This window comes from Corallococcus sp. CA047B (assembly GCF_003612065.1).
In the GTDB taxonomy this organism is placed as follows: Bacteria; Myxococcota; Myxococcia; order Myxococcales; family Myxococcaceae; genus Corallococcus; species Corallococcus praedator.
In genome coordinates this window covers 1-9,710 of the sequence record NZ_RAWD01000338.1, presented here as the reverse complement: position 1 = coordinate 9,710, position 9,710 = coordinate 1, and the positions used below count along the sequence as shown (strand labels likewise).

8 protein-coding genes are annotated in these 9,710 nt (G+C 69.6%); 3 read left to right on the top strand and 5 right to left on the bottom strand.

Features of this window, described 5'->3' with window-relative positions; genetic code table 11:
- Nucleotides 1–1,174: Ig-like domain-containing protein (locus D7X74_RS34650; RefSeq protein ID WP_199741968.1), on the bottom strand; the 1,174-nt coding region annotated here is incomplete at its 3' end.
- A 323-nt stretch (nucleotides 1,175–1,497) separates the two neighbouring features.
- Between D7X74_RS34650 and D7X74_RS44585 the strand changes: the two genes are divergently transcribed.
- Both D7X74_RS44585 and D7X74_RS34640 read left to right on the top strand, forming a co-directional pair.
- Complete coding sequence (locus tag D7X74_RS44585) at nucleotides 1,498–1,929, top strand: MarR family winged helix-turn-helix transcriptional regulator (protein WP_120537273.1); 432 nt, start codon at nucleotides 1,498–1,500, stop codon at nucleotides 1,927–1,929.
- A 28-nt stretch (nucleotides 1,930–1,957) separates the two neighbouring features.
- Nucleotides 1,958–2,704: an NADPH-dependent F420 reductase gene (locus D7X74_RS34640; RefSeq protein ID WP_233602389.1), complete on the top strand. Its 747-nt coding sequence runs from the start codon at nucleotides 1,958–1,960 to the stop codon at nucleotides 2,702–2,704.
- 42 nt (nucleotides 2,705–2,746) lie between these two features.
- On the opposite strand, the gene D7X74_RS34635 is transcribed toward D7X74_RS34640, so the two are convergent.
- The 3 genes from D7X74_RS34635 to D7X74_RS34625 all read right to left on the bottom strand — a co-directional run bounded on the left by D7X74_RS34635 (nucleotide 2,747) and on the right by D7X74_RS34625 (nucleotide 6,228).
- Nucleotides 2,747–4,126: a pyridoxal-dependent decarboxylase gene (locus D7X74_RS34635; protein WP_120537274.1), complete on the bottom strand. Its 1,380-nt coding sequence runs from the start codon at nucleotides 4,124–4,126 to the stop codon at nucleotides 2,747–2,749.
- Between the two features lie 51 nt (nucleotides 4,127–4,177).
- Nucleotides 4,178–5,050 carry a YihY/virulence factor BrkB family protein gene (locus D7X74_RS34630; RefSeq protein ID WP_120537272.1) on the bottom strand — a complete coding sequence of 291 codons (873 nt, stop codon included), beginning with the start codon at nucleotides 5,048–5,050 and terminating at the stop codon, nucleotides 4,178–4,180.
- A gap of 176 nt (nucleotides 5,051–5,226) precedes the next feature.
- A complete protein-coding gene (locus D7X74_RS34625) occupies nucleotides 5,227–6,228 on the bottom strand; it encodes a hypothetical protein (protein WP_233595213.1) in 1,002 nt (333 codons plus the stop codon).
- 616 nt (nucleotides 6,229–6,844) lie between these two features.
- Between D7X74_RS34625 and D7X74_RS34620 the strand changes: the two genes are divergently transcribed.
- Nucleotides 6,845–7,774 carry a hypothetical protein gene (locus tag D7X74_RS34620; protein ID WP_120537270.1) on the top strand — a complete coding sequence of 310 codons (930 nt, stop codon included), beginning with the start codon at nucleotides 6,845–6,847 and terminating at the stop codon, nucleotides 7,772–7,774.
- 89 nt (nucleotides 7,775–7,863) lie between these two features.
- Here D7X74_RS34620 and D7X74_RS34615 read toward each other — a convergent pair whose 3' ends face one another.
- On the bottom strand, nucleotides 7,864–9,543 hold the full coding sequence (locus D7X74_RS34615) for a serine hydrolase (RefSeq protein ID WP_120537269.1): 1,680 nt from the start codon (nucleotides 9,541–9,543) through the stop codon (nucleotides 7,864–7,866).
- Nucleotides 9,544–9,710: the final 167 nt, after the last annotated feature.

Genomic DNA, 9,710 nt, shown 5'->3' with positions numbered 1-9,710 from the left:
AGTCCAGGGAGGCCCACAGCGGGGGGCCCACGGGAACCCAAGACTGCCCCGTGAAGCGCCAGACGTAGATGGAGGAGTCGCCGAACTGGGAGCCCTCGCTCCAGGCCACCGTCGGCAGGCCCTTCGCGTCGAGTTGGAGCGACGGATCGAAGTTGGCGTACCCGCTGTTCGCGTCGAGGGGGGCCTCCAGCGGAATCAGCCGGAGGGTCTCCCAGCTCCACTCTCCGCTGCGCCACGAGAGCGGGTTGCCCGCCCGGTCCGTGACGGGGGCGAAGGAGAGGAAGTCGACCGCGTAGCGGATCGTGCGGACGTAGCTGGGAGAGGGCTGGGGGAGCGGCTTCAGGGTGAGCACCGTCCCGTCCGGGGACAGGGTGCGCTCCGGCGTGATGAGCTTGTAGTTGCGGGTCATCCACAGGCTCGACTCGAGGGTTTCGGGAACGATGGGCTCGGAGAAGACGGCCTGGATGGGTGCGTCCTCCGAGACATCGCGCGTGCCGGTCTCGGGGGTGCGCAGCGCGAGATGGGGCGGCGTCCGGTCCACCACCACCCGCCGCGAGCTGCTCAGGAAGGACCGGGTCCCCACGTGCGCCCGCGCGGACAGGGCGTGTTCGCCCTCCTCGACGGTCCGGGTGTCCCAGTCGAAGGCGTTGACGCCCCCCGGCAGCGAGGTGAGGAGCACGCCGTCCAGGAGCAGGTCCACGCGGTCGGGCAGTCGCGGACCGCCAATCTCAAGGTAGGGGCGCAGGTGGGCGTTCACATAGGTCACTTCGACCGGGTCCTGCTGATGCGAGTCCCCGGGCATGATGAGCCGGACGGACAGGACGACAGGATCACCCGCGTCGGGCTCGGTGCCAGCGTCAGGGCCGCTGCCCGCGTCGGGCTCGGTGCCCGCGTCGGGCTCGATGCCCGCATCAAGGTCGGTGCCGGCATCCGGTTCGACCCCGGCGTCGGGCTCGGTGCCCGCATCGGGCTCGGTGCCCGCGTCGAGCGTTTCGCCCGCATCGCCACCCGCGTCGAACAGCGCGCCCGCATCGGGGGGCGGCTCACCAACGCTCGCGTCCGCCGTGCTCCCAGCGTCCCGGAGTGGCCCACCGCCGTCCTCTGAAGAGGGCCCCTCCGAGGGGGAACATCCCACCAGCAAGAAGACCACCAGCACGCTGATCAGCCCACGCATTCGCACTCCCCCCAGCCTGGGCACGTCCCGTCCAGTGGCCCCCGACATACCCCAGGGGCGCATCTGTCCGCAGCCCTTGAGTCAGGTCGTTCCCGCGCAATATCCGGGCAGGTGCCGAGGCACATCCATGCTCCTTGAAAACCAGGCCGCCGCTTGTCCGCATTGCCGCGCGTCAGGCCCCCTCTTGCTCGACCGCCGGACGTACATCACGTCGAGGCCGTCGAGGCGCATGGACACCTGCGTGGCATCAAGTTGGATGCTGAGCCTTGACAAGTCAGCACAGCCCATTATCTAGAGCACTAGATACTTGCGAACTAGAGAGTATGGCTTCGAAACGACAAAGCGTCGGCACACAGCTTTCCTTCGCGCTTTATGGCGCGGCGAACCGGATGGCGCGAATGCACAAGCCATTCCTTGAGCCGCTGGGCCTGACCTTCCCGCAGTATCTCGTGATCCTGGAGCTGTTGAATGGCGCGCCACTTTCCGTCGGCGCACTCGGTGCCCGCCTCGACATGGACACGGGGACAATTACGCCCCTGGTCAAACGCCTAGCTCTTGCTGGCATGGTCACGCGAAAACGCGATCCCGCCGACGAACGCCGCGTGCTGGTCGACCTGTCCCCCCGCAGCCGCGCCCTCGAAGCCGAGGTCCGAGGCATCACCGACAAGATCAAGTCGGCCTGCCAGCTCACCGACCAGGACCTCGACAAGCTTCGTCGCACGCTGGAAGCGCTGGCGCACCCGGCGATCGAATAACCCCTTCAGGATAACCAGGAGACCTCCAATGAAGATCGGCATCATGGGCGTTGGACACATCGGGAAGACCTTGGTCCAAAGGTTGAGCGCGGCCGGACATGACGTGAAGGTGGCCAACTCCCGTGGCCCGGAGACGATCGGAGCCGACGTGCTGGCCTTCGGCGGGCGTGCGGTCTCCGCGGCGGACGCCGTGGCGGACGTCGACGCAGTGATCCTCTCGATTCCCCTGAACCGTCTCCCCCAGATCGCGCCGCTGATCGCCAAGGTGCCGGCCGATACGGTCGTCATCGACACCTCGAACTACTATCCGGCGCGCGACGGCAGGATCGACACCCTCGAAGCCGGTCAGGTCGAGAGCCTGTGGGTGGCCGAACAGTTGGGCCGGCCGGTCGTGAAGGCATGGAACGCCATCGGCTCCGACTCCTTCGCGAAGAAGGCAAAGCCCGTGGGGAGTCCGGACCGCATCGCCATCCCCGTTGCGGCCGATCGCGAGACGGATCGCAAAGTGGCAATGGCACTCGTCGAGGACACCGGGCTCGACGCATTCGATGCGGGGACACTCGCGGAGTCCTGGCGGCAGCAGCCTGGCGCGCCCAGCTACTGCACGGACCTCACCCGCGAGGAGATGCCGGCCGCGCTGGCGGCAGCCGATGCGGCGCGATTGCCCAAGCGGCGCGACCTGGCGGTTGCGGCCATCATGGAACGGGTCGGAGACGGCACGACGAACCCGGATGCGGACTGGGCCGTTCGTCTGAATCGTGCGTTGTGCATGTGAGTTATTGCCCCGGCTTCCCCTGGGCGGGCCACGTCCAGGGACCTAGACTTCGGAGGCCGCGGCCTCCAGCGCCGCGAGGATGATGGGGAGGTCCGCCTCCCCCGTGCGCCAGTTGGAGAAGGCCGCGCGCAGGCCGGGGCGGCCGGCGTACTGCGTGGGGGTGAAGTGCGCGCGCCCGTCGGATTGCAGCGCCGCGAGGAGGCGGTCGCGTCGCGCGGCGTCCCCTGTTCTCAGCGCGAAGCAGACGATGTTCAGCGACACCGGAGCCAGCAGCGCGTAGTGCGGCGACGTTGCGAGTCCCTCCGCCAGGCCGCGGGCGAGCGCGCAGCTCTGCTCGACGAGGGCGCGGTGCCCTTCACGGCCGTAGGCCATGAGCGTCATCCACGCGGGCAGCGCCCGGAAGCGGCGCGAGTTCTCCGGCGTGCGGTGCAGCAGGTCCGGCCCCATCCCGAGGTAGGCGGCCACCGCGCGGAAGACACGCTCCTGCTGCGCGAGGTGGCGCGTGAAGACGATGCCGGAGTCGTAGGGCACGTTGAGCCACTTGTGCCCGTCCGCCGCGACCGAGTCCGCGTGGGCGAGCCCTCGCAGCAGGTGCGCGTGCGCGGGACTGCACGCGGCGAAGATGCCGAAGGCGCCATCCACGTGAAGCCAGGCTCCGTGGCGGCGGCACAGCGCCCCCACCGCCTCGAGGTCATCGAAGTCCCCGGTGTTCACCTCCCCCGCGCTCGCGAGCACGATGGCCGGAGCGCCGCCGAGCGCCTCAAGCCGCGCCTCGAGCGCCTTCGGATCCATGACGGGCCGGCCCGGGAGGCAGGGGACCTCCTGCACCGAGCGTCGCCCCATGCCGAGGATGGAGAGCGCCTTGAGCACGCTCGCGTGCGGCGCGCCGCCCAGCACCGCGACACGCGGCAGCCCCCACAGCCCCTCCTCACTCACGTCGTGGCCGAGCCGCTCCATCGCCCACTGCCGCGCGGTGGCCAGCGAGACGAGGTTCGCCGCCGTCGCGCCACTCACGAAGGCGCCCTCGAAGGCCTCGGGGAGGCCGAAGAGGGAGCGCAAGAGTCCCAGCGCCTCGCGCTCCACGCTGGTGGCCAGCGAGTCGCCACCGTTGCTCAGGTTCTGGTCGTACGCGGAGACAAGCCAGTCGCCCACGAGCGCCGCGGGCGTGGTGCCCCCGGTGACGAAGCCGAGGTAGCGCGGCCCCGCGGAACCGGAGAGCCCGGCCTCGTAGCGGCGGCGGAAGAGCGCGAGCGCGTCCTCCGCGCCGAGGCCCGCGTCAGGCAGCCCGAGCGGCTCGGGCGGTTCAGGGCGAATGCCCGCGGGGCGCTCGGGCAGGGCGGTGAGGAACTCGATGGCGCTCGCACGGGCCTGTTCGAGCAGGTCCGGGAGCCGGGAGAGGTCGCGGGTGAGGAGGTCGCTCATGGTCACCAGGGTCCCCGCTCCCTCCAGAATGAGGACCGGGGACCGCGCATCCTACGTCACCTGCGCTGCAGGGCGCTCCGCGCGCCGGCTGCCGTGCCAGCGCGAGTAGACCTGGGTGAACTCCGCGCCAAGGAAGAGCAGCTGCGAGGAGTAGTAGACCCACAGCAGCAGCACCGCGAAGGAGCCGGCGGCCCCGTACGAGGAGGACACGCTGCTCTTGCCCAGGTACATGCCAATCCCGAGCTTGCCGAGGCTGAAGAGGAAGCTCGTCACCGCCGCGCCGAGCCACACGTCCCTCCAGGCGACGTGCGTGTCGGGCATGACCTTGTAGATCATCGCGAAGAGCACCGTGGTCACGGAGAAGGCGATGGCCAGGTTCACGAGCTGCATCACCGCCTCCCAGCCGGGCATCAAGTTCTTGAGGAAGGTACCGGCGGCCGCCAGCGCCGCGCTCACCACGAGCGAAACGAGCAACAGGAAGCCGATGCCCAGCACCATCGCGAAGGAGAGCAGGCGTTGGCGCACGAAGGCGAGCAGCCCGTTCATCGGCTTCTTCTTCACCTTCCAGATGGTGTTGAGCGAGTCCTGGAGCTGGACGAAGACACCGGTCGCGGCGAAGGCGCTCACGAGGACGCCAATCAGGGTGGCGACGATGCCCGAGCTGGGCTTGCTCGCGCTGGCCACCAGATCCTCGACGACCTTCGCGCCCGCGTCGCCGATGAGGCTCTGCAGCTGGTTCCGGATCTCCCCATGCGCCGCCTCCTGCCCGAACGCGAGACCCGCCACGGCGATGGCGATGATGAGCATCGGCGCCACGGAGAACAGCGTGTAGTAGGCGAGCGCCGCCGCCTGCGCGGGCACGTTGTCGTCCATCCACTCGGTGAGGGTCTGCTTCAGCAGTGGCCAGACGTGGTGCGGCCTCATCGACCCCTCGCTCCTGCGCGGCGGCATGCGCGCAGGGAGAGCTTAGGCCGCACCGGCGTCCCTCAAGTACCTTGCGTGGGGACACGCCCCGCCAGGTGTTCACCAAGGCCCCCCTCCTTCGTGATTCGCGAAGGAGGGGGGCCTCGTCCTGCGTGCCCCGAACCACGCCGCGCGGCCTACTGCACGGCCTGTTCGGACAGCAGCCGCACGTTGAGCGCGCCGTTGGCGAAGAACTGGCTGTTCCGCCCGACGGTATGCGCCTCCAGGCGGCGCTGGAGGTTGATGTCGTAACGGCCCAGCTTCATCAGCCCGTCGTTGAACCAGCCATCCCCCTCCCCTGTGCCATCCACGTACTCCGCATACGCCTGGGGCGCGGGCCAGATGACGGTGTTCAGCGTCACGGTGAGCCTGCGGACGTCATTCGCCGTCCACGTCATGTCCGCCTCGTAGGCCTCGACGATGAAGGCCACCACGCCGTTCGCATGGGCCACATCCTGACCGGGCTGCGAGTTCAGGCCCCACCTGTCATTCCAGAAGTAGGCGGTCGGGTGGTCGGGGTTGGGCTCCATCTGCCCGCGAAGGGACGACGGGAAGTTCGGCAGGCCCTGGTTGATGTTGTCGAAGACCTCCAGGTAGCGGGCCTTCCGCTCCGGGTCCGTGGTCATCCGCGACAGGTCCATGGCGATGAAGGCCCAGTGAGCGGCCATGTGCGTGCGATTGCGATAGAGGTTGTCGTTCGCCCCGCGCACGAACCACTTCTCGAAGATGTTCTTCTCCGAGAACGTCAGCAGGCGCTCGTACTGCGAGCGGTAGACGTCGGCGGCGTAGAGTTCGGGCGTCTCACGGATGACGCGCAGCAGCCGCGTCACATAGCGCCAGCAATAGCTCTCATACAGCGGCACCTCCTGCCCCGCTGGCGCTGAGACCGTTGAGGCCCAGCCCCAATACCCGTCCTTGTACTGGCTATGGGGGAGCGCCGAGGAGCGCGCGGCGGAGGCCACCAGGTTGTTCACGTAGAGCAGGGCCCGGTCGAGGTACGCCTTCTTCCCGGTGGCCCGGAACATCGCGGTGTTCGCGTCGAGGCCGTAGGCGAGGTTGTAGAAATTCCAGCTGTTGCGTGAGTTGCTCCAGGGCAGGAAGTCCCGGGTGTGCGCACGGCCCCACTCATCCACGAACATCCGCTCCCAGGCCGCGACGGAGCGAAGCCCGGCGGGGGCCGGAGGGAGCGCGGGGGGAGGCGGAGACGAGGTCGGAACCGCGGGAGGCAGCTCTTCCTCGGACGGAGCAGACGGCTCCCCGGGAAGGGCCCGCTCTTCGGGGTCCTCGATCCTGCCTACGGGCTCACAGGCGCCGCACAGCAGCAGTGAGAGGAAGATGAGCGGGGGCCTGACGAAACGAGAGGGGCATGGGCGTCGGGGGTATGACATCGGGGGCAGCCTTTGGTCGGTTCGACGTGCCCATGGAGGGTAGGGGCGCCCCGGGACCATCCCAACGCCCCTCAGGGAACAGACGCGCTTCCAGGACAGGACTCCTGCGTGCCCCCCGTGGCCGGCCCCCCGCGCCGTGCCGTGGAGCTTTGGACAGATGAAGTGTTCATCACCGGTTTTTGACGCAGGGTCCGAAGCGAAGATGAAGACGCCCACATGGCCGACCGGGTCGCACCCTCTCCGCCACCCGCTGTAACGCTCTGTCATACTGGTCCGCCGCCGTCCCCACACCCCTGCGACCTGGAGACATCCCCTGGCCAGCGACAAGCGCAACGCGTTCGCCCCCCATCCGCTGCTTCGACAGACCGTGGCCCGCCTGCTGTTCGCGGCGCCCGTCCTGTCGGTCATTGCCTGCGAAGGCGAAGAGGAAGGGGGCTGCATCCCGTATGACGCGCGTGAGGAGCGCTATGACACCCGCGACAAGTTGCCGGATGGGGGCGCCCCCACGAGCACGGACTGCATGTTGGTGTGCCAGAGGCTGGGCGCCCATCGCTGCGTGGCCTCCCCCGCGCCCACGGCGCCTCCGGACGGCGGTGAGCCCTACCCGCCCCACACCGCGTGCTACTTCACCGTGGCCGCGGGATGCGCTTCCGACGGACGTCGGCCCGAGGGACTCCAGGCGACGCGAGCGGAAGCGCGGTGCGCGCTGGGCACCCACTTCGCGCGGATGGCCTGGTTGGAGGCGGCCTCCGTGCCTGCCTTTCTCCGACTCGCGGAGGAGCTGAAGGCCCACGGAGCGCCCCGGGAGCTGATCCGCGCGGCCCGGCGCTCGGCCGGAGAGGAGGTCCGCCACACGCGGGCCGCGGCGGCGCTGGCCCGACGCCACGGCGCCACCGTGCCCGCGGTGGAGGTCGCCCCGTTCACGTCGCGCTCGCTGGAGGCCCTGCTGTTGGAGAACGCGCAGGAAGGGTGTGTCGGGGAGACCTATGGCGCGATGGTGGCCGGATGGCAGGCACGCACGGCGCGCGATGAGCAGGTGCGGGAGGCGCTGAGCCAGATCGCCGAGGATGAGCTGCGCCATGCCGAGCTGTCCTGGGCCGTGGAGGCCTGGGCGACCGAGCGCCTCACGCCCGAGGCGCGCCAGCGGGTCCGGGACGCGCGTCTCGCCGCGTTCCAAGAGCTGGAGCCCAGGGTCGCGAGCGAGGAGCCCGAGGCCGTGCTTGTCGAACAGGCCGGGCTGCCCTCGCGCGACGCCGCGCTGCACCTGCTTCGCGGGCTCCAGGTCCTGCTCGCCTGACCGTCCGCACCCGAGCGCTTCAGTGCATCCCGGTCAGAACCGGGCACGCTGGATGCGCTCGCGGTGGGTGCCTTTGAAGGTGGCGCCCGTCATCTCGGGTCCACGGTCGCGGTCGCTTTCGGTGCCTCCGCGACGCCGAGCCTCTCCGCGCGCAGACGGCGCAGGCGACGATTGCTGATCGTCAACCCGTCGATTCCCCCGGACGCCGCCCGCGTGAAGGTCACCGCGCCGAGCGAGCCGACGAAGCGGTCCCCGCCGACGGCATCCAGCACGACCTCGTCCCGGCGTGGCCAGCGGATCGCCAGCTTGCCGTCCGCGACGCGCACCGTGTAGGTCGCGTCGACCTCGTCGCTGCGGTACAGCCCAGCGAACGTGGCCAACACCGAGGTCACGGGCAGGGGCGCGGTCACGGGGGTGAAGTCCCGAAACGTCGGCCAGGCATCCTTGATGCTCAACGTGCGCGGGGACCCGGCCGTCGGCGCCGAGAAGCGCCACACGTGCATCGACTCGCCCGGGCGGAACGCGCCATCGCCGATGGGCACGAAGGCCGTGGGCACGCCGACCTGGCGCAGCGCTCCGTCCTTGACCTCCAGCCGCACCACTTCATCCGTCAGGGGACTCCAGTAGTTGCCGGCCAGCACTGACAGCTCCGCCTCCGGCAGCTTCACGGCGGGGGGCATCACGGTCTTCATGCGGTCGCCCAGATAGACCTCGGCCACCTTCCGCGTGAGGTCGGCGGGCACGAGCGTGGAGCCGTTGCACAACGCGACGATCGCCAGCCGCTGGTCCGGAAAGAGGAGGGCCTCCGTGCGGTAGCCACCGTCCATGCCGTCGTGACCCACCGTGCGCAGGCCGCGATGATCCCCCAGCCGCAGGCCGCCGCCATAACCCGTGGCGGTGCCGTCGTTCAGGCTGCCGGAGGTCTGCAACATCGCGTTCAGCGCCTGCCCACCGACGCGCGCGTCGATCAGGTTCTGCTCCCACTTCAGCAGGTCACCGACCGTGGTGAACAGGCCCGTCGCTCCGTAGTGGTCGACATTGGGGACGCTGCTCCGCCAGCCGCCGCCCTCGCGGGCGCTGTAGGCCCATGCGCGCCGGGGCACGAGCTCGGTGTGGTCGTCGCGGAAGCGGGTGTCCGTCATACCGAGCGGCTTGAAGATCCGCTCGTCAGCGAACGCTCGCAGCGACCTGCCGGACACGCGCCGCACGATGCCCCCCAGCAGCGTGTACGCGGCATTGCCGTACACGACCTCCGCGCCCGGTTCGAAGTTCACACCGCGTTGCCGGGTCAGCGCCCAGAGGATGTCTGCTTCGGTGTACACGTCGTCGCCCCGCCAGCCGGCCAGGTTCAGCAGCTGGCCCTGTTCACGCAGACCGTTGGTGTGGTGGAGCAGGTGCGCGACGGTGATCGTCTTGCCGTGGTCGGGCATCTCCGGCAGGTGCTTGCGGATGTCATCATCCAGCGACAGCTTGCCCTCCTGCGCCAGCAGCCCGATCGAGAAGGCGGTGAACTGCTTGGAGATGGAGGCAATGAGGAAGCTCGACCGCGGCGTGATGGGAACGTCGTGCTCCAGGTTCGACATGCCGTAGCCCCGCGCGTAATCCAGCACGCCATCGCGAGAGATCCCCACGGCGCAGCCAGGCGTGGTCTTGCCGCTCCATGGCGCGAAGAGGGCATCCACCTGCCGGTGGCGGTCGGGGCCTTTGCCCGCGGCGGCGATGGCGGGAGCGAGCAGGAGACCCAGGAACAGGAACGTCTTGCGCAGCATGGAGTGCCTTCGGAGCAAGGGGGTTGCGGGAAGCACGGTGCCCGCGCGAGCACCGCGCGGGGAGAGTGTTCAGCCGGTGGGAACGCGCATGCGGCGAACGGGCCCCACCGTGCGGCGAACGGGCCGCCCGCCAGCCCAGGGGCTTGAACCCCTGCCCTGCCCCACCC

Coding starts and splice junctions, on each gene's coding strand:
- D7X74_RS44585 (WP_120537273.1), top strand. CDS start 1,498: ATGGCTTCGAAACGACAAAGCGTCGGCACACAGCTTTCCTTCGCGCTT.
- D7X74_RS34640 (WP_233602389.1), top strand. CDS start 1,958: ATGAAGATCGGCATCATGGGCGTTGGACACATCGGGAAGACCTTGGTC.
- D7X74_RS34635 (WP_120537274.1), bottom strand. CDS start 4,126: ATGAGCGACCTCCTCACCCGCGACCTCTCCCGGCTCCCGGACCTGCTC.
- D7X74_RS34630 (WP_120537272.1), bottom strand. CDS start 5,050: ATGAGGCCGCACCACGTCTGGCCACTGCTGAAGCAGACCCTCACCGAG.
- D7X74_RS34625 (WP_233595213.1), bottom strand. CDS start 6,228: ATGTTCGTGGATGAGTGGGGCCGTGCGCACACCCGGGACTTCCTGCCC.
- D7X74_RS34615 (WP_120537269.1), bottom strand. CDS start 9,543: ATGCTGCGCAAGACGTTCCTGTTCCTGGGTCTCCTGCTCGCTCCCGCC.